This is a genomic window from Burkholderia sp. Bp8984, from assembly GCF_003853755.1.
Taxonomy (GTDB): domain Bacteria; phylum Pseudomonadota; class Gammaproteobacteria; order Burkholderiales; family Burkholderiaceae; genus Burkholderia.
The window spans coordinates 15,523-32,670 of record NZ_QTQN01000040.1 but is presented as its reverse complement, the minus strand read 5'-3'; the positions used below and the strand labels follow the sequence as shown (position 1 = coordinate 32,670).

Sequence of the window (17,148 nt, the reverse complement as noted above, 5' to 3'; positions counted from 1 at the left end):
TTACAGCCGGAAACGATTCAGTCGGTAGCGCACGCGAACCTTCGCGTAATCTACCGGCTCCAACCTTCGCATCGACTCTTCATGCAGGTCTCCATGATGAAAAAACTGTTCCTGATTCCCGTTTTCGCGGCGCTGTTCTCGTTCGGCAGCGCAGCTCACGCGCAAGTCGACCAGTCGAACCCGCAGGCGCTGATCAAGACGGCGACGCAGCAGGTGCTCGACGAGGTCAAGCAGCAGACGATCAAGCAGGGCGACACCAACCGCATCATTACGATCGTCAACAAGGACATCCTGCCGTACACCGATTTCCGCCGCACCACGCAGCTCGCGATGGGCCGCAACTGGCGCACGGCGTCGGCCGAGCAGCAGCAGCAGGTTCAGGAGCAGTTCAAGCTGCTGCTGATCCGCACGTATTCGGGCGCGCTTGCGCAGCTGAAGCCGGACCAGCAGATCCAGTACCCGCCGTTCCGTGCCGATCCGGCCGACACCGACGTCGTCGTGAAGACGGTCGCGATGAACAACGGCCAGCCGGTCCAGATCGATTACCGCCTGTACAAGACGGCCAACGGCTGGAAGGTGTATGACCTGAACGTGCTGGGCGCATGGCTGATCCAGACGTACCAGCAGCAGTTCAACGAGAAGATCCAGCAAAGCGGCGTGGACGGCCTGATCAAGTTCCTGACGCAGCGCAACCAGGAACTTGCCGCCGGCAAGCAGGCGTCGTGAGCGGCTTCGCGGCCGGCTCCTCGCTGACCGTCGCGAGCGCGAAGTCCGCGCTCGCGGACGGTCTCGCGCGCATCGACGCGGGCGAAACCGCCGTCGACTGCGCGGCGCTGACGCAGTTCGACTCGTCCGCGCTCGCCGTGCTGCTCGCATGGCAACGTGCCGCCAAAGCGCGCGGCGCGACCCTCGACATCCTCAATCTCCCCTCGAAGCTCGCCAGCCTCGCGCGCGCCTACGGCGTCGACGCGCTCATCGACGGCACCGGGCGACATTGACCCTGTCCGACCGAAGCCTGCCGCGCCAGCCGGCGCGCGCACGCTTCAGGCCGCGCGCCTTAGGCGCCGGCTCCACCAGCCGGTTTGCCCTATAATCAAGCGTTTTGCGGGGCAGCCAATCGGCGTCCGGCCCCCATTTTCTTTCGCAGCAAGCACAGAATAGGCGTCGCGGCCCCTGCGCCGCGCACAGTCATGTCAGCCATAGAAATCCGTCACGTCAAGAAGCGCTACAAATCGCTTCAGGCGCTCAAGGGCGTCAGCCTGTCGGTCGAGGAGGGCGAGTTTTTCGGTCTGCTCGGCCCGAACGGCGCAGGCAAGACCACGCTCATCAGTATCCTCGCCGGGCTCGCCCGGGCCGATGAAGGCAGTATCTCGGTGCGCGGCCACGACGTCGTCAAGGACTTCCGCGGTGCGCGCCGCGCGCTCGGCGTCGTGCCGCAGGAACTCGTGTTCGACCCGTTCTTCACCGTCCGCGAGACGCTGCGGATCCAGTCCGGCTATTTCGGGCTGCGCCGCAACGACGACTGGATCGACGAAGTGATGGCCAATCTCGACCTCACCGAGAAGGCCGACGCGAACATGCGCGCGCTGTCGGGTGGCATGAAGCGCCGCGTGCTGGTCGCACAGGCGCTCGTGCACCGGCCGCCCGTGATCGTGCTCGACGAGCCGACGGCCGGCGTCGACGTCGAGCTGCGCCAGACGCTGTGGAAATTCATCTCGCGGCTGAACCGCGAAGGCCACACGATCGTCCTGACCACGCATTACCTCGAGGAAGCCGAGTCGCTGTGCGACCGCATCGCGATGCTGCGTCGCGGGGAAGTCGTCGCGCTCGACCGCACCGACGCGCTGCTGCGCCGCTTCGCGGGGTTGCAGCTGTACCTGCGGCTGGCAACGGGCGCGCTGCCCGCCGAGCTGCGCGGGCTGGAGACCGATCCGGCCGCACGCGCGCCGGGCGAGCATCTGCTGCGTCTCGCGAGCTACGACGATGTCGAACGGATTCTCGCGCAGTGTCGCGCGGCGGGCTGCACGTTCGACGAGATCGAGGTCCGCAAGGCCGACCTCGAGGATGTGTTCGTCCAGGTGATGAACGGAGCAGAAGTCGTCGAGGGATTGGCATGAGCGGTTTTCAAACGCTGTTCTACAAGGAACTCCTGCGTTTCTGGAAGGTGTCGTTCCAGACGGTGTGCGCACCGATCGTGACGGCGCTGCTGTACCTGACGATCTTCGGCCACGCGCTGTCGGGCCGCGTCGAGGTGTATCCGGGCGTCGAGTACGTGAGCTTCCTGGTCCCCGGCCTCGTGATGATGAGCGTGCTGCAGAACGCATTCGCGAACAGCTCGTCGTCGCTGATCCAGTCGAAGATCACCGGCAACCTCGTGTTCGTGCTGCTGCCGCCGCTGTCCTACAAGGACATCTTCGGCGCGTACGTGCTCGCGTCCGTCGTGCGCGGGCTCTCGGTCGGCGCGGGCGTGTTCGTCGTGACGATCTGGTTTATCCCGATGCATTTCGCGGCGCCGCTGTTCATCATCGCGTTCGCGCTGCTCGGCTCGGCGATCCTCGGCACGCTCGGGCTGATCGCCGGGATCTGGGCCGAGAAGTTCGACCAGCTCGCTGCGTTCCAGAACTTCCTGATCATGCCGCTGACGTTCCTGTCCGGCGTGTTCTATTCGACGCACTCGCTGCCGCCCGTGTGGCGCGAGATCTCGCGTCTCAACCCGTTTTTCTACATGATCGACGGCTTCCGTTTCGGGTTCTTCGGCGCGTCCGACATCAACCCGCTCGCAAGCCTCGCGATCGTCACCGGTTTCTTCGTGCTGCTCGCGATGTTCGCGATGCGGCTGCTCGCGACCGGCTACAAACTGCGTCATTGATATCGACGGCGGCGGCCGCCACGGGCGGCGCGCGCCGACAGGAGCCCCTCATGTTGCCGACTCCCGAACAGGTCAAGCAATACATCGCCGGCGGTCTCGCCTGCACTCATCTGGAAGTCGAAGGCGACGGCCAGCATTTCTTCGCGACGATCGTGTCGGCGGCCTTCGAAGGCAAGCGGCCGATCCAGCGGCACCAGCTCGTCTATGCGGCGCTCGGCGATCGCATGAAGCAGGAAATTCACGCGCTCAGCATGAAGACGCTGACGCCCGCCGAATGGCAGAACGCATAAACCGGAACCACTGAGTGCAAGTCACCGTCAACGAGCGCGACGCCGTCCAGAGCGTCGCCACGGCACACCCGGCCGCCAACGGGGAATCGCAGGGACATGGGATGGACAAGCTGGTGATCGAAGGCGGTCGCCGGTTGTCGGGCGAGATCGTCGTGTCGGGCGCGAAGAACGCCGCACTGCCGATCCTGTGCGCGGGGCTGCTCAGCGCCGAGCCGGTCGAACTCGACAACGTGCCGAACCTGAAGGACGTGCGCACCACGCTGAAGGTGCTGAACCAGATGGGCGTGAAGAGCGAAACGGACGGCTGCCGCGTGCAGCTCGACGCATCGCGCGTCGACAACCTCGTCGCGCCGTACGAGCTCGTCAAGACGATGCGCGCGTCGATCCTCGTGCTCGGGCCGCTGCTCGCGCGCTTCGGCGAGGCCAAGGTGTCGCTGCCGGGCGGCTGCGCGATCGGCGCGCGGCCGGTCGACCAGCACATCAAGGGCCTGCAGGCGATGGGCGCCGAGATCAGCATCGAGCACGGCTTCATCGAGGCACGCGCGAAGCGCCTGAAGGGAGCGCGCATCGTGACCGACATGATCACGGTGACGGGGACGGAAAACCTGCTGATGGCCGCGACGCTGGCCGACGGCGAGACGGTGATCGAGAACGCGGCACGCGAGCCGGAAGTGAGCGATCTCGCACACTTGCTGGTCGCGATGGGCGCGAAAATCGACGGCATCGGCACCGACCGCCTCGTGATCCAGGGCGTCGAGCGGCTGCACGGCGCACGCCATTCGGTGATTCCCGACCGCATCGAGGCCGGCACGTTCCTGTGCGCGGTCGCGGCGGCGGGCGGCGACGTGATGCTGACGGGCGTGCGCCCGCACATCCTCGACGCGGTGATCGACAAGCTGCGCGAGGCCGGCGTGTCGATCGAGGAAGGCGACAGCTGGTTGCGCGTGAAGATGGACCGCCGCCCGCAGGCGGTGACGATCCGCACGTCGGAATACCCGGCGTTCCCGACCGACATGCAGGCGCAGTTCATGGCCCTCAATTCGGTCGCGACGGGCACCGCGCAGGTCGTCGAGACCATCTTCGAGAACCGCTTCATGCACGTGCAGGAGCTGAATCGGCTCGGCGCGAACATCACGATCGACGGCAACACGGCGCTCGTGACGGGCGTCGACAAGCTGTCCGGCGCGAACGTGATGGCGACCGACCTGCGCGCGTCGGCGAGCCTCGTGATCGCCGGGCTGCGTGCCGAAGGCGAAACGCTCGTCGACCGCATCTATCACCTGGACCGCGGCTACGACCGCATGGAAACCAAACTGACCGCCGTCGGCGCGAACGTGCGCCGCCTCTCCGGGAGCCAAGCATGACCGCGCCGCTGACCCTCGCCCTGTCGAAGGGCCGGATTTTCGAGGAAACCCTGCCGCTGCTGGCGGCCGCCGGCGTGCAGGTGGCCGAGGATCCGGAAACGTCGCGCAAGCTGATCCTGCCGACGACCGACCCGAACCTGCGCGTGATCATCGTGCGCGCGAGCGACGTGCCGACCTATGTCGAATACGGCGCGGCCGACTTCGGTGTGGCCGGCAAGGACGTGCTGGTCGAGCACGGCGGCTCGGGCCTCTACCAGCCGATCGATCTGAACATTGCACGCTGCCGGATGTCGGTGGCCGTGCCGGCCGGTTTCGACTACGCGAACGCGGTGCGCCAGGGCGCGCGCCTGCGGGTCGCGACCAAGTACGTCGAAACGGCACGCGAACACTTCGCCGCGAAGGGCGTGCACGTCGACCTGATCAAGCTGTACGGCTCGATGGAGCTGGCGCCGCTCGTCGGGCTGGCCGACGCGATCGTCGACCTCGTCAGCTCGGGCGGCACGCTGAAGGCGAACAATCTGGTCGAGGTCGAGGAGATCATGGCGATCTCGTCGCGCCTCGTCGTGAACCAGGCTGCGCTGAAGTTGAAGCGCGCGGCGCTCAAGCCGATTCTCGACGCGTTCGAACGCGCGTCGCAGAATGGCAATTGAGCGCATCACCGTAACGGAACTTCCATGGCCATCACCATCCGCAAACTCGATTCGACCAGCGACGGCTTCGACGCCGCGCTGCGTGCGGTGCTCGCGTTCGAGGCGAGCGAGGACGAAGCGATCGAGCAGTCGGTCGCGCAGATTCTCGCCGACGTGAAGTCGCGCGGCGACGCCGCGGTGCTCGAGTACACGAACCGCTTCGACCGGCTGGACGCCAGCAGCGTCGCCGCGCTCGAATTGCCGCAGGACGCGCTGCAGACGGCGCTCGACGGCCTCGCGCCGAAGGCGCGCGCGGCGCTGGAAGCCGCCGCCGCACGCGTGCGGGCGTACCACGAGAAACAGAAGATCGAGTGCGGCACCCATAGCTGGCAGTACACGGAAAGCGACGGCACGGTGCTCGGCCAGAAGGTCACGCCGCTCGACCGCGTCGGCCTGTACGTGCCGGGCGGCAAGGCCGCCTATCCGTCGTCGGTGCTGATGAACGCGATTCCCGCGCGGGTCGCGGGCGTCGGCGAGATCGTGATGGTCGTGCCGACCCCGGACGGCGTGAAGAACGACCTCGTGCTCGCCGCGGCGCTGCTCGGCGGCGTCGATCGCGTGTTCACGATCGGTGGCGCGCAGGCGGTCGGCGCGCTCGCGTACGGCACGGCCACGGTGCCGGCGGTCGACAAGATCTGCGGGCCGGGCAATGCGTACGTCGCGTCCGCCAAGCGCCGCGTGTTCGGCACGGTCGGCATCGACATGATCGCCGGACCATCGGAAATCCTCGTGCTGTGCGACGGCACGACCGATCCGAGCTGGGTCGCGATGGACCTGTTCTCGCAGGCCGAACACGACGAACTCGCGCAGTCGATCCTGCTGTGCCCGGACGCCGCGTTCCTCGAGCGTGTCGAGAAGGCGATCGACGAGCTGCTGCCGACGATGCCGCGCCAGGACGTGATCCGCGCGTCGCTCGAAGGCCGCGGCGCGCTGATCAAGGTGCGCGACATGGCCGAAGCGTGCCGGATCGCGAACGACATCGCGCCCGAGCACCTCGAGATTTCCGCGCTGGAGCCGCAGCAATGGGGCCAGCAGATCCGCCACGCCGGCGCGATCTTCCTCGGCCGCTACACGAGCGAAAGCCTCGGCGACTACTGCGCCGGCCCGAATCACGTGCTGCCGACCTCGCGCACCGCGCGCTTCTCGTCGCCGCTCGGCGTGTACGACTTCATCAAGCGCTCGAGCCTGATCGAAGTCAGCGCCGAAGGTGCGCAGACGCTGGGCGAGATTGCTTCCGAACTCGCATACGGCGAAGGGCTGCAGGCGCACGCGCGCAGCGCCGAACTCCGGATGAAGGGGTGACCCGCGCGCCGGAGCCGATGCCGACGCATCGACTCCGGACGACGAGGAGACCAAGCGCAGGGCGGCAGCCGCCGCCCTGCCGACCAATTTGACGCCGGCGCGACGCACGCCGGCTTGAGACCATGACGACGCCACAAGACATCATCCGCCGCGACGTGCTCGCAATGACGAGCTACCCGGTGCCCGACGCGAGCGGGTTCGTGAAGCTGGATGCGATGGAGAACCCGTATTCGCTGCCGGCGCCGCTCGCGGCGGCGCTCGGCGAGCGCCTCGCGCAGGTCGCGCTGAACCGCTACCCGGCGCCGCGCCCGGGCGCGCTGCTCGACAAGCTGCGCCGTGCGATGGGCGTGCCGGCCGCGTGCGACGTGCTGCTCGGCAACGGTTCGGACGAAATCATCAGCATGATGTCGGTGGCCTGCGCGAAGCCGGGCGCGAAGGTGCTCGCGCCGGTGCCGGGCTTCGTGATGTACGAACTGTCCGCGAAGTTCGCGCAGCTCGAATTCGTCGGCGTGCCGCTCAAGGCCGACCTGACGCTCGACGCCGACGCGATGATCGCGGCGATCGCCGAGCACCGGCCCGCGATCGTCTATCTCGCGTACCCGAACAACCCGACCGGCACGCTGTACGACGAAGCCGACGTCGAGCGGATCATCGCGGCCGCGCGGCACAGCCTGATCGTGATCGACGAGGCGTACCAGCCGTTCGCGGAGCGCTCGTGGCTGCCGCGTGCCGCCGAGTTCGACAACGTCGTCGTGATGCGCACGGTCTCGAAGCTCGGCCTCGCGGGAATCCGCCTCGGCTATCTCGCCGGGCTGCCGACGTGGCTGACCGAGTTCGACAAGGTGCGCCCGCCGTACAACATCAACGTGCTGACCCAGGCGACCGCCGATTTCCTGCTCGACCACCTCGACGTGCTCGACGCGCAGGCGGCCGAACTGCGTGCGGAACGCACGCGCCTCGCGCAGGCCGTGGCCGCGCTGCCGGGCGCGACGGTGTTTCCGAGCGCCGGCAATTTCCTGTTGGTGCGCGTGCCGGACGCGGCGGCCGTGTTCGATGCGTTGCTCACCGAGCGGGTGCTGGTCAAAAACGTGAGTAAAATGCATCCGTTGCTGGCCGAATGCGTGCGGCTGACCGTCGGTTCTCCCGACGAAAACGCGCGCCTGCTGGCTGCCTTGAAACTCGCGCTGCCCGGTTGACCCCAGGGCGCGGCGGCGCGCGACGATCAATCCCCATTTACATCAGACTCAATCAAGGAATTGCCATGCGTGTGGCGGAAGTCGTTCGCAATACCAGCGAAACGCAGATCCGTGTGAAGCTCGATCTCGACGGTACGGGCCGGCAGAAGCTGGCCACCGGCGTGCCGTTTCTCGACCATATGCTCGATCAGATCGCGCGACATGGTCTGATCGATCTCGAGGTCGAAGCGCATGGCGATACGCATATCGACGACCACCATACGGTCGAGGACGTCGGCATCACGCTCGGTCAGGCCGTCGCGAAGGCGATCGGCGACAAGAAGGGCATCCGCCGCTACGGCCATTCGTACGTGCCGCTCGACGAGGCGCTGTCGCGCGTCGTGATCGACTTCTCGGGCCGGCCGGGTCTCGAATTCCACGTGCCGTTCACGCGCGCGCGGATCGGCACGTTCGACGTCGACCTGTCGATCGAATTCTTCCGCGGGTTCGTGAACCACGCGGGCGTCACGCTGCACATCGACAACCTGCGCGGGATCAACGCGCACCACCAGCTCGAAACGGTGTTCAAGGCCTTCGGCCGGGCGCTGCGTGCGGCGGTGGAGCTCGACGAGCGCGCGGCGGGGCAGATTCCGTCGACGAAGGGCAGCCTCTAACTTTCGAACGGACAGGACGCCACGGACAACCTCACGGCTTCGGCGCGGCGCGCCGGCTTGCGATGGATCTGCTCAAATCGTTCATTTCTCTGCTCGCGCTGATCAATCCGGTCGGCGCGGTGCCGTTCTTCCTGAGCCTGACGGCGCAGCAGACGGACGACGAGCGGCGCCGCACGATCCGGATCGCGTCGGTGTCGGTGTTCTGCGTGATGACGGTGACGACGCTGCTCGGGCAGCAGATCATCGACTTCTTCGGCATATCGGTCGGCTCGCTCGAAGTGGGCGGCGGGATCATCATGCTGCTGATGGCGATCAGCATGCTGAATGCTCAGGCCGGCAACACCCGCTCGACGCCGGAGGAGCGCCATGAAGCCGAGCAGAAGGACAACATCGCGGTCGTGCCGCTGGCGATTCCGCTGCTCACGGGCCCCGGCTCGATCAGCACGGTGATCATCTATGCGGCGAACTCGCATCACTGGTATGAGCGAGCCGGGCTCGTCGCGATCGGCGCGGCGCTGGCTCTGCTGTGTTTCTTCGCGATGCGGCTTGCCGAGCCGATCGCGAACTGGATCGGCCGCACCGGCATCAACATCGCCACGCGGCTGATGGGTTTGATGCTGTCGGCGCTGGCGGTGGAATTCATCGTCAATGGACTGAGGGCGCTACTGCCTGCACTGAGATGAAAACTTCGATTGCGATTGTGGATTATGGGATGGGCAACCTGCGCTCGGTCGCGCAGGCGCTCAAGAAGGCCGAACCGGCCGCCGACGTGGCGATCGTCGACACGCCGGCCGCGATTCGCGCGGCCGACCGCGTCGTGCTGCCCGGCCAGGGCGCGATGCCCGACTGCATGCGCTGCCTCGGCGAATCGGGCCTGCAGGAAGCGGTGATCGAGGCGTCGCGCACGAAGCCGCTGCTCGGCGTGTGCGTCGGCGAGCAGATGCTGTTCGACTGGAGCGCGGAAGGCGACACGAAGGGCCTGGGCCTGCTGCCCGGCAAGGTCGTGCGCTTCGAGCTCGACGGCCGGCTGCAGGACGACGGCTCGCGCTTCAAGGTGCCGCAGATGGGCTGGAACCGCGTGCGCCAGTCGCAGCCGCACCCGCTGTGGGACGGCGTGCCCGACGACGCGTATTTCTACTTCGTTCACAGCTATTACGTGAGCCCGGACAACCCGGCGCACACGGTCGGCGAAACGGCCTACGGCGCGCCGTTTACGTCAGCGGTCGCGCGGGACAATCTCTTCGCGACCCAATTCCACCCCGAGAAAAGCGCGGAAGTCGGGTTGCGTCTGTATCGCAACTTCGTACACTGGAAGCCGTGAACGTGGTGCGCGAGCCACAGTTGACAGGGCGCAAACGCCTGTCGTGCGGGGCTCGCACGCTTAAGCACCGAAAGAGTTGTACTAAACTAGCGAGACGGCGCGGCACCGGTTTGGCCGGTGCGCGCCGGATTCTTTTCATTTTCCACGACGACACCCGATTGCTATGTTGCTGATTCCGGCCATCGATCTCAAAGACGGTCAGTGTGTGCGCCTCAAACAGGGCGATATGGACCAGGCCACGATTTTCTCCGAGGACCCGGCGGCGATGGCCCGCAAGTGGGTCGATCTCGGCGCCCGGCGGCTGCATCTGGTCGACCTGAACGGCGCATTCGCCGGCAAGCCGAAGAATCTCGAGGCGATCGAAGCGATCCTCGACGAAGTCGGCGACGAAATCCCCGTTCAGCTCGGCGGCGGCATCCGCAGCCTCGAGACGATCGAGAAGTATCTCGACGCGGGCCTGTCCTACGTGATCATCGGCACCGCGGCCGTGAAGGATCCGGGCTTCCTGCAGGACGCGTGCACCGCGTTCGCGGGCAACATCATCGTCGGCCTGGACGCGAAGGACGGCAAGGTCGCGACCGATGGCTGGAGCAAGCTGACGGGCCATGAGGTGATCGATCTCGCGCAGAAGTTCGAGGACTACGGCGTCGAGTCGATCGTCTACACGGACATCGGCCGCGACGGGATGCTGCAGGGCATCAACATCGAGGCGACCGTGAAGCTCGCGCAGGCGGTCGGCATTCCGGTGATCGCCAGCGGCGGCCTGTCGAACCTCACGGACATCGAGAACCTGTGCGAAGTGGAAGAGCACGGCGTCGAAGGCGTGATCTGCGGCCGTGCGATCTACTCCGGCGATCTCGATTTCGCGGCCGCGCAAAAGCGCGCGGACGAACTGAACGGCGAACTCGACAACGCGTAACCGCGGTGTCCCGTTCGCCGGGGCTGCCCGCAGGCGGCCCCGACCGGAAGCCTCGCGCGAGGCTTCCGCAACCGGCCGTTCCACCGCGGCCTATGGCGTACATCATGGCTCTAGCTAAACGCATCATCCCCTGCCTGGACGTGACTGCCGGGCGTGTCGTCAAGGGCGTCAACTTCGTCGAGCTGCGCGATGCCGGCGACCCCGTCGAAATCGCCCGCCGTTACGACGACCAGGGCGCCGACGAACTGACGTTCCTCGACATCACCGCGACCTCCGACCAGCGCGACCTGATCCTGCCGATCATCGAAGCCGTTGCGTCGCAGGTGTTCATTCCGCTGACCGTCGGCGGCGGCGTGCGCGCCGTCGAGGACGTGCGGCGCCTGTTGAACGCCGGCGCGGACAAGGTCAGCATGAATTCGTCGGCGGTCGCGAACCCGCAACTCGTGCGCGACGCGGCCGACAAGTACGGCTCGCAGTGCATCGTCGTCGCGATCGACGCGAAGCGCGTGTCGGCCGACGGCGAGGCGCCGCGCTGGGAAGTCTTCACGCACGGCGGCCGCAAGGGCACTGGCCTGGATGCGATCGAATGGGCGCGCAAGATGGCCGAACTCGGCGCGGGCGAGATCCTGCTCACGAGCATGGACCGCGACGGCACGAAGTCGGGCTTCGACCTCGCGCTCACGCGCGGCGTGTCGGACGCGGTGCCGGTGCCGGTGATCGCATCGGGCGGTGTCGGCTGCCTGCAGGATCTCGCGGACGGCATCAAGGACGGCCGCGCGGACGCGGTGCTGGCCGCCAGCATCTTCCACTACGGCGAGCACACGGTCGGCGAGGCGAAGCGCTTCATGGCCGAGCAGGGCATCGCGGTGAGGCTGTGATGAATACGGAAACGAAATCCCTGCCCGCGTGGCTCGACAAGGTCCGCTGGGACGACAACGGCCTCGTGCCGGTGATCGCGCAGGAAGCGTCGACGAACGACGTGCTGATGTTCGCGTGGATGAACCGCGAGGCACTGGCGAAGACGATCGAGACGCAGCGCGCGGTCTACTATTCGCGCTCGCGCAAGCGCCTGTGGTTCAAGGGCGAGGAGTCGGGCCACGTGCAGCACGTGCACGAGGTGCGGCTCGACTGCGACGAGGACGTCGTGCTGCTGAAGGTCGAGCAGGTGTCGGGCATCGCCTGCCACACCGGCCGGCATTCGTGCTTCTTCCAGAAATTCGAAGGTACGGTGGACAGCGGCGACTGGGTCGCGGTCGATCCGGTGCTGAAAGACCCCGAACACATCTACAAATGACGCAATCGACCGAAGACACGCTGCTGCGCCTCGCGGCCGTGATCGATAGCCGCAAGGGCGGCGACCCCGAACAATCGTACGTATCGCGCCTGTTTCACAAGGGCGACGACGCGGTGCTGAAGAAGATCGGCGAAGAGGCGACCGAAGTCGTGCTGGCCGCGAAGGACGTGCGCCAGGGCGGCGCGCCGACGGCGCTGGTCGGCGAGGTGGCCGATTTGTGGTTCCACTGCCTCGTGATGCTGTCGCATTTCGACCTGAGCCCGGCCGACGTGATCGCCGAACTCGAGCGCCGCGAAGGGTTGTCGGGCATCGAGGAAAAGGCGCTGCGCAAGCGCCGCGAGCGCGAGGAAAACGGCGGTTGACGGCTCGCGGCCTGCCGCGCCGGCGACAGTGCGGTAAGCTGTAAGAATTGTCATCCAACGGGGGTAGCATCATGACCGATACGCCGAGCCAGCTTCCGACGCCGTCGGTGCCGGGTGCAGCGGACGCCGAGCGGCTGAACGGTTTGCGCACGTTGACGCACGTGCTGTACGGCCTCTACGCGATTCATTGGCTGACGGGCGGCGTCACCGGCCTCATCGCGATCATCATCAACTACGTGAAGCGCGGCGACGTGGCCGGTACGCCGTACGCCGACCATTTCGAGTGGCAGATCCGCACGTTCTGGCGCGCGCTGATCGCTTACGTGATCGGCTTCGCGCTGATGTTCGTGGGCGTGGGATTCGTCATCATGTTTGTCACGTGGATTTGGACGCTGTACCGTATCATCAAAGGTTGGCTGTACCTGAACGACAACAAGACGCTCGATCCGCAGGCCTGGTTCTGACCGGCGCGCGGGCGTTTCGCAGGAGCAACATGAGTCACGATCCGAATTGCCTGTTCTGCAAGATCGCGGCGGGCGAGATCCCGAGCACGAAGGTGCACGAGGACGACGAATTCGTCGCGTTCCGCGACATCCGCCCCGCGGCCGAGACGCATGTGCTCGTGATTCCGCGCCGGCACGTGCCGACGCTGTCGGCGGCGAGCGAGGCCGACGCGCCGATGCTCGGCCGGCTGATGCTGCTGGTCGCGCGTCTGGCCGACCAGCTCGGCGTCGCGTACACGGGTGGCGAAACCGGTTTTCGCACAGTGATCAACACGGGCCCCGGCGGCGGGCAGGAGGTTTACCACCTGCACGCGCACATTCTGGCCGGCCCGCGCCCCTGGCTGCGGATGGGTTGACGTCGCGGGGCGTTTCCCCGCATCGATAGTCGAAGCCGGCGTGCCGCCGGCGATTTGCGCCGCGACGCGGCGTGGTTGAGGAGAGGTTTCATCATGGGTGGATTGAGCATTTGGCACTGGCTGATCGTGCTGCTGATCGTCGCGCTGGTTTTCGGTACGAAGAAGTTGCGCAACATCGGCAACGACCTCGGCAGCGCCGTGAAGGGTTTCAAGGACGGCATGAAGGACGGCGAGACGCCGGCGGACGCGCAGCAGCTGCCGCGCAACGGCTCGGTCGACGTCAACGCGAAGGAAACGACGCGTTCCGACTCGAACAAGGCGTAACGCCGGCACGCTGACAGGCATTCGCGATGCTGGATCTCGGTCTTTCGAAGATGGCGCTGATCGGCGTCGTCGCGCTCGTGGTGCTCGGCCCCGAGCGCCTGCCGCGCGTCGCGCGTACGGCCGGCGCACTGTTCGGCCGCGCGCAGCGGTACATCAACGACGTGAAGGCCGAGGTCTCGCGCGAAATCGAACTCGACGCGTTGCGGACGATGAAGACCGATTTCGAGACGGCCGCGCGCAATGTCGAGACGACGATTCACGACAACCTGCGCGAGCACGAGAAGGAACTGAACGACACGTGGAACTCCGCGGTCGGCGGCCTTAACGAAGGCTCGGTCGATGCCGGTACGTACGGCTCCGACACGCCCGCGGCGCCGTCGTGGCACGGCAGCACGGCCGCGCTCGCGCCGAAGCGTCGCAACTGGCGTGTGAAACAGGCGGCGACGCCTGTCTGGTACAAGCGCGCGACGACCCGCCGCACGCACGTGCAGTCGGGGGCCGCGCGTGTCGCGCGCCACCAGCCGGCCAGCCTGCGCCGGCCGACGCGCTTCTTCTGAGCCGAGCGCATGCTCGCTCGTCAATCCTACCGAGGGCCGGTGTGAGCGACCCCCAGCAGAACCCGGGCGACGCCCCGGAAGAAACCTTCATTTCCCATCTCGTCGAGCTTCGCGACCGCATCATTCGCGCGGGGCTGGCCGTGATCGTCGTGTTCCTCGGGCTCGTGTACTGGGCGCCCGACATCTTCCGGCTGCTCGCGCGGCCGCTGATGGAAAACCTGCCGAAGGGCGGCAGGATGATCGTGACCGACGTCACCGGCTCGTTCTTCGTGCCGATGAAGGTCACGATGCTCGTCGCGCTCGTGATCGCGCTGCCGATCGTGCTGTACCAGATCTGGGCGTTCGTCGCGCCGGGGCTGTACCAGCACGAGAAGAAGCTCGTCGCGCCGCTCGTCGGCAGCAGCTATGTCCTGTTCCTGTGCGGGATGGCGTTCGCGTACTTCCTCGTGTTCCCGACGATCTTCCGCGTGATGGCGCACTACAACGCGCCGCTCGGCGCCGAGATGTCGACCGATATCGACAACTACCTGAGCTTCGTGCTCGGGATGTTCATCGCGTTCGGCGTCACGTTCGAGGTGCCGATCGTCGTCGTGCTGCTCGTCCGGATGGGCGTGCTGACGTTGAAGAAGCTGAAGGAGATGCGGCCGTACGTGATCGTCGGCGCGTTCGTCGTCGCGGCGGTCGTCACGCCGCCGGACGTGTTCTCGCAGCTGATGCTCGCGTTGCCGCTCGTCGTGCTGTTCGAGATCGGGCTGCTGGCCGCGCGATTCTTCGTGCCGAAGCCGACGGAAGAACCCGAGGCGGAGAACGGCGCCGCGAGTTGATGCGGGACCGGTGCGCGGCGGCCGGCATGATCGCGGTCGTCGATACGGCCCCTCGACAGCGTTGAAGCCGCGCGCGCCGACCGGATGGCGCAGATCGCGAGGGCGCCCGCAGCTTCTTCACCGTGAAGAAGGCATGCCGGAGCAACGCCGCCGGACCAAAGCAACAGGGCAGCCGATCAGGCTGCCCTTTTTTGTTTCCGTCCTTGGCCGGCAAGCGGCGCCGGTACGCCGCCCGCCGGAGGTCATTCGCTGTCGCTGTCCTGTTCGTCGAGCGCCTGCTTCGGCGGCGGCGGGCGCTTGCCGATCACGACCTTCACGTCGAACTCCTTGCCCTTGCGCACGACATGCACCTTGGTCGGCGTGCCCGGCTTGATCTGCGCGACGGTGTTCAGCAGCTTCGTCGTGTCGGTGATGTCGTCGCCGTTCACGCTCACGAGGATGTCGCCGGGCTTGATGCCGGCCTTGTCGGCCGGCCCGCCCTGCAGCACGCCCGCGACGATCGCGCCCGACTTCTGCTGGAGCCCGAACGATTCGGCGATTTCCGGCGTGACGTCCTGCGGCTCGACGCCGATCCAGCCGCGCGTGACCGAGCCCGTCGTGATGATGCTTTCGAGCACGGTGCGCGCGGTCGACACGGGAATCGCGAAGCCGATGCCGAGCGAGCCGCCCGAGCGCGAGTAGATCGCCGTGTTGATGCCGAGCAGGTTGCCGTTGACGTCGACCAGCGCGCCGCCCGAGTTGCCCGGGTTGATCGGCGCGTCGGTCTGGATGAAGTTCTCGAACGTGTTGATGCCGAGGTGATTGCGGCCGAGCGCGCTGATGATCCCCATCGTGACCGTCTGGCCTACGCCGAACGGGTTGCCGATCGCGAGCACGACGTCGCCGACCCGCGACTGGTCGGAACGGCCGAGCGTGATCGTCGGCAGGTTCGTCATGTTGATCTTCAGCACGGCGAGGTCGGTTTCCGGGTCGCTGCCGATCACCTTCGCGGTGCCCGTGCGGCCGTCGGCGAGCGCGACTTCGATCTGGTCGGCGCCGTCCACGACGTGCTGGTTCGTTAGAATGTAACCTTCAGGGCTCACGATAACGCCCGAGCCCAGGTTGGCGGCCGGTTCGTCGTGCTGCTTGCGCGCATTGCGGTCGCCGAAGAAGTAGCGGAACAGCGGATCCTTCGCGCGCGGATCGGGCGGCAGCGAGCCGTCCTTGCTGGAGAAGACGTTGACGACGGCGGGCATCGCCTTTTGCGCGGCCTCGGCGTACGACGTGGTCGCGGGGGCGCCGCCGATGCCCGGTGCGACTTCGCGCAGCGCGACGATCGGCGTGGCGAGCTGCTTGCCGAGCTGTCCTTGCCGTTGCAGCCATTGCGGCTTGAGCGTCACGACGATGAACATCAGCGCGAGCAGTACGGTCACCGCCTGCGCGAAGAACAGCCAGAAGCGTCTAAGCATCTGAAAGGATTAGAGGTTTATATGGATCGGATCGAACTTGAATTGTACTTGAACAATACCCTTGAAATCGCGCGCTTCAAGGACTATTGCCCGAACGGCCTCCAGGTCGAGGGGCGCCGCAAGATCGAGAAGATCGCCACCGGCGTGACGGCGTCGGTCGCGTTCCTCGAAGCCGCGCTCGAATGGGGCGCGGATGCGGTGCTCGTCCATCACGGCTATTTCTGGCGCAACGAGGCGCCGCAGATCACCGGCCGCAAGTACCAGCGGCTGAAGCTGCTGCTCGCGAACGATCTGAACCTGTTCGCATTCCACCTGCCGCTCGACGCGCACCCCGAGTTCGGCAACAACGCGCAGCTCGGCGAGAAGCTCGGGCTGCTCGGCGAGCAGCGTTTCGGCGATGGCGACCTCGGCTGGATGGCCACGCTGCCGATGCCCGTCTCGCTCGAGCACTTCGTCGCGAAGGTCGAGCGCACGCTCGGCCGCACGCCGCTCGTGCTCGGCGATCCGGAGATGCAGTTGCGCCGCATCGCATGGTGTACGGGCGCCGCGCAAAGCTATTTCGACGCGGCGATCGACGCGGGCGCCGACGTGTTCCTGACCGGCGAGGTGTCGGAATCCGTCACGCACGCGTCGGCCGAAAGCGGCGTCGCGTTCGTTGCGGCAGGGCACCACGCGACCGAGCGCTACGGAATCCAGGCACTCGGCGCCCACTTGTCCGAAGAATTCGATCTCGAACACCTTTTTATCGATATTCATAATCCGGTCTGAGCGCCGGATTTGCGGCGGTGCATCGAAATTTCGTAATGTAGCGCATGCTTAAAAGCGAAATGATTTAATCGCTCCGATAGTGGGGGAAAACCCTTAACTATCAATTACT

23 protein-coding genes are annotated in these 17,148 nt (G+C 66.3%); 22 read left to right on the top strand and 1 reads right to left on the bottom strand.

Features of this window, described 5'->3' with window-relative positions:
• Positions 1-96: 96 nt before the first annotated feature.
• The 21 genes from DID98_RS30225 to tatC all read left to right on the top strand — a co-directional run bounded on the left by DID98_RS30225 (position 97) and on the right by tatC (position 14,823).
• The gene (locus DID98_RS30225) at positions 97-726 is read left to right on the top strand and encodes a phospholipid-binding protein MlaC (protein WP_044846000.1); all 630 of its coding nucleotides are present in this window, start codon (positions 97-99) and stop codon (positions 724-726) included.
• A complete protein-coding gene (locus DID98_RS30220; protein ID WP_044845962.1) occupies positions 723-998 on the top strand; it encodes a lipid asymmetry maintenance protein MlaB in 276 nt (91 codons plus the stop codon). The genes DID98_RS30225 and DID98_RS30220 overlap by 4 nt, the downstream gene beginning before the upstream one ends.
• A gap of 192 nt (positions 999-1,190) precedes the next feature.
• A complete protein-coding gene (locus DID98_RS30215) occupies positions 1,191-2,117 on the top strand; it encodes an ABC transporter ATP-binding protein (protein WP_044845961.1) in 927 nt (308 codons plus the stop codon).
• Complete coding sequence (locus tag DID98_RS30210; RefSeq protein ID WP_044845960.1) at positions 2,114-2,869, top strand: ABC transporter permease; 756 nt, start codon at positions 2,114-2,116, stop codon at positions 2,867-2,869. Before DID98_RS30215 ends, DID98_RS30210 begins: the two co-directional genes overlap by 4 nt.
• 50 nt (positions 2,870-2,919) lie before the next feature.
• Positions 2,920-3,159: a BolA family protein gene (locus DID98_RS30205; protein ID WP_006477131.1), complete on the top strand. Its 240-nt coding sequence runs from the start codon at positions 2,920-2,922 to the stop codon at positions 3,157-3,159.
• Between the two features lie 14 nt (positions 3,160-3,173).
• A complete protein-coding gene (gene murA, locus DID98_RS30200; RefSeq protein ID WP_124487855.1) occupies positions 3,174-4,523 on the top strand; it encodes a UDP-N-acetylglucosamine 1-carboxyvinyltransferase in 1,350 nt (449 codons plus the stop codon).
• A complete protein-coding gene (gene hisG / locus DID98_RS30195) occupies positions 4,520-5,173 on the top strand; it encodes an ATP phosphoribosyltransferase (protein WP_006751807.1) in 654 nt (217 codons plus the stop codon). Before murA ends, hisG begins: the two co-directional genes overlap by 4 nt.
• A 24-nt stretch (positions 5,174-5,197) precedes the next feature.
• Complete coding sequence (hisD, locus tag DID98_RS30190) at positions 5,198-6,514, top strand: histidinol dehydrogenase (RefSeq protein WP_044845958.1); 1,317 nt, start codon at positions 5,198-5,200, stop codon at positions 6,512-6,514.
• Positions 6,515-6,636: 122 nt separating this feature from the next.
• Entirely contained in the window at positions 6,637-7,710 is a 1,074-nt protein-coding gene (gene hisC, locus DID98_RS30185) for a histidinol-phosphate transaminase (RefSeq protein WP_044845957.1), read from the top strand.
• A gap of 65 nt (positions 7,711-7,775) precedes the next feature.
• On the top strand, positions 7,776-8,363 hold the full coding sequence (gene hisB / locus DID98_RS30180) for an imidazoleglycerol-phosphate dehydratase HisB (RefSeq protein ID WP_006751804.1): 588 nt from the start codon (positions 7,776-7,778) through the stop codon (positions 8,361-8,363).
• Positions 8,364-8,425: 62 nt separating this feature from the next.
• Positions 8,426-9,046 carry a YchE family NAAT transporter gene (locus DID98_RS30175; RefSeq protein WP_044845956.1) on the top strand — a complete coding sequence of 207 codons (621 nt, stop codon included), beginning with the start codon at positions 8,426-8,428 and terminating at the stop codon, positions 9,044-9,046.
• Positions 9,043-9,684, top strand: a complete 642-nt coding sequence (gene hisH / locus DID98_RS30170; protein WP_044845955.1) for an imidazole glycerol phosphate synthase subunit HisH — start codon at positions 9,043-9,045, stop codon at positions 9,682-9,684. Before DID98_RS30175 ends, hisH begins: the two co-directional genes overlap by 4 nt.
• Before the next feature lie 163 nt (positions 9,685-9,847).
• Positions 9,848-10,603 carry a 1-(5-phosphoribosyl)-5-[(5-phosphoribosylamino)methylideneamino]imidazole-4-carboxamide isomerase gene (gene hisA, locus DID98_RS30165; RefSeq protein ID WP_034183653.1) on the top strand — a complete coding sequence of 252 codons (756 nt, stop codon included), beginning with the start codon at positions 9,848-9,850 and terminating at the stop codon, positions 10,601-10,603.
• Positions 10,604-10,707: 104 nt separating this feature from the next.
• Positions 10,708-11,481, top strand: coding sequence for an imidazole glycerol phosphate synthase subunit HisF (gene hisF, locus DID98_RS30160; RefSeq protein ID WP_044845999.1), 774 nt, complete (start codon positions 10,708-10,710; stop codon positions 11,479-11,481).
• Positions 11,481-11,897, top strand: a complete 417-nt coding sequence (gene hisI, locus DID98_RS30155) for a phosphoribosyl-AMP cyclohydrolase (protein WP_044845954.1) — start codon at positions 11,481-11,483, stop codon at positions 11,895-11,897. The genes hisF and hisI overlap by 1 nt, the downstream gene beginning before the upstream one ends.
• Positions 11,894-12,259, top strand: coding sequence for a phosphoribosyl-ATP diphosphatase (locus DID98_RS30150; RefSeq protein WP_044845953.1), 366 nt, complete (start codon positions 11,894-11,896; stop codon positions 12,257-12,259). The genes hisI and DID98_RS30150 overlap by 4 nt, the downstream gene beginning before the upstream one ends.
• A gap of 71 nt (positions 12,260-12,330) precedes the next feature.
• The gene (locus tag DID98_RS30145; protein WP_124487859.1) at positions 12,331-12,723 is read left to right on the top strand and encodes a hypothetical protein; all 393 of its coding nucleotides are present in this window, start codon (positions 12,331-12,333) and stop codon (positions 12,721-12,723) included.
• Between the two features lie 29 nt (positions 12,724-12,752).
• Positions 12,753-13,118, top strand: a complete 366-nt coding sequence (locus DID98_RS30140; RefSeq protein ID WP_044845951.1) for a histidine triad nucleotide-binding protein — start codon at positions 12,753-12,755, stop codon at positions 13,116-13,118.
• A gap of 93 nt (positions 13,119-13,211) precedes the next feature.
• Positions 13,212-13,442 (top strand): Sec-independent protein translocase subunit TatA, encoded by a 231-nt coding sequence (gene tatA, locus DID98_RS30135; RefSeq protein ID WP_044845950.1) that lies wholly within the window; start codon positions 13,212-13,214, stop codon positions 13,440-13,442.
• A 26-nt stretch (positions 13,443-13,468) separates the two neighbouring features.
• Positions 13,469-13,999 carry a Sec-independent protein translocase protein TatB gene (tatB, locus tag DID98_RS30130; protein ID WP_124487860.1) on the top strand — a complete coding sequence of 177 codons (531 nt, stop codon included), beginning with the start codon at positions 13,469-13,471 and terminating at the stop codon, positions 13,997-13,999.
• Between the two features lie 41 nt (positions 14,000-14,040).
• Entirely contained in the window at positions 14,041-14,823 is a 783-nt protein-coding gene (gene tatC / locus DID98_RS30125) for a twin-arginine translocase subunit TatC (RefSeq protein ID WP_044845948.1), read from the top strand.
• Between the two features lie 242 nt (positions 14,824-15,065).
• Here tatC and DID98_RS30120 read toward each other — a convergent pair whose 3' ends face one another.
• The gene (locus DID98_RS30120; RefSeq protein ID WP_044845947.1) at positions 15,066-16,271 is read right to left on the bottom strand and encodes a Do family serine endopeptidase; all 1,206 of its coding nucleotides are present in this window, start codon (positions 16,269-16,271) and stop codon (positions 15,066-15,068) included.
• A 21-nt stretch (positions 16,272-16,292) separates the two neighbouring features.
• Here DID98_RS30120 and DID98_RS30115 point away from each other — a divergent pair, with 21 nt between their 5' ends.
• Complete coding sequence (locus DID98_RS30115; RefSeq protein ID WP_044845946.1) at positions 16,293-17,039, top strand: Nif3-like dinuclear metal center hexameric protein; 747 nt, start codon at positions 16,293-16,295, stop codon at positions 17,037-17,039.
• Positions 17,040-17,148 lie beyond the last annotated feature (109 nt).

What these genes read in the sequence shown, in the direction of transcription:
- hisD (WP_044845958.1), top strand. Translation starts at nt 5,198, where the DNA reads ATGGCCATCACCATCCGCAAACTCGATTCGACCAGCGACGGCTTCGAC.
- hisC (WP_044845957.1), top strand. Translation starts at nt 6,637, where the DNA reads ATGACGACGCCACAAGACATCATCCGCCGCGACGTGCTCGCAATGACG.
- DID98_RS30210 (WP_044845960.1), top strand. Translation starts at nt 2,114, where the DNA reads ATGAGCGGTTTTCAAACGCTGTTCTACAAGGAACTCCTGCGTTTCTGG.
- DID98_RS30140 (WP_044845951.1), top strand. Translation starts at nt 12,753, where the DNA reads ATGAGTCACGATCCGAATTGCCTGTTCTGCAAGATCGCGGCGGGCGAG.
- tatB (WP_124487860.1), top strand. Translation starts at nt 13,469, where the DNA reads ATGCTGGATCTCGGTCTTTCGAAGATGGCGCTGATCGGCGTCGTCGCG.
- DID98_RS30115 (WP_044845946.1), top strand. Translation starts at nt 16,293, where the DNA reads ATGGATCGGATCGAACTTGAATTGTACTTGAACAATACCCTTGAAATC.
- hisA (WP_034183653.1), top strand. Translation starts at nt 9,848, where the DNA reads ATGTTGCTGATTCCGGCCATCGATCTCAAAGACGGTCAGTGTGTGCGC.
- tatA (WP_044845950.1), top strand. Translation starts at nt 13,212, where the DNA reads ATGGGTGGATTGAGCATTTGGCACTGGCTGATCGTGCTGCTGATCGTC.
- DID98_RS30175 (WP_044845956.1), top strand. Translation starts at nt 8,426, where the DNA reads ATGGATCTGCTCAAATCGTTCATTTCTCTGCTCGCGCTGATCAATCCG.
- DID98_RS30215 (WP_044845961.1), top strand. Translation starts at nt 1,191, where the DNA reads ATGTCAGCCATAGAAATCCGTCACGTCAAGAAGCGCTACAAATCGCTT.
- hisI (WP_044845954.1), top strand. Translation starts at nt 11,481, where the DNA reads ATGAATACGGAAACGAAATCCCTGCCCGCGTGGCTCGACAAGGTCCGC.
- hisH (WP_044845955.1), top strand. Translation starts at nt 9,043, where the DNA reads ATGAAAACTTCGATTGCGATTGTGGATTATGGGATGGGCAACCTGCGC.
- DID98_RS30225 (WP_044846000.1), top strand. Translation starts at nt 97, where the DNA reads ATGAAAAAACTGTTCCTGATTCCCGTTTTCGCGGCGCTGTTCTCGTTC.
- hisF (WP_044845999.1), top strand. Translation starts at nt 10,708, where the DNA reads ATGGCTCTAGCTAAACGCATCATCCCCTGCCTGGACGTGACTGCCGGG.
- DID98_RS30120 (WP_044845947.1), bottom strand. Translation starts at nt 16,271, where the DNA reads ATGCTTAGACGCTTCTGGCTGTTCTTCGCGCAGGCGGTGACCGTACTG.
- hisG (WP_006751807.1), top strand. Translation starts at nt 4,520, where the DNA reads ATGACCGCGCCGCTGACCCTCGCCCTGTCGAAGGGCCGGATTTTCGAG.
- DID98_RS30145 (WP_124487859.1), top strand. Translation starts at nt 12,331, where the DNA reads ATGACCGATACGCCGAGCCAGCTTCCGACGCCGTCGGTGCCGGGTGCA.
- DID98_RS30205 (WP_006477131.1), top strand. Translation starts at nt 2,920, where the DNA reads ATGTTGCCGACTCCCGAACAGGTCAAGCAATACATCGCCGGCGGTCTC.
- hisB (WP_006751804.1), top strand. Translation starts at nt 7,776, where the DNA reads ATGCGTGTGGCGGAAGTCGTTCGCAATACCAGCGAAACGCAGATCCGT.
- DID98_RS30150 (WP_044845953.1), top strand. Translation starts at nt 11,894, where the DNA reads ATGACGCAATCGACCGAAGACACGCTGCTGCGCCTCGCGGCCGTGATC.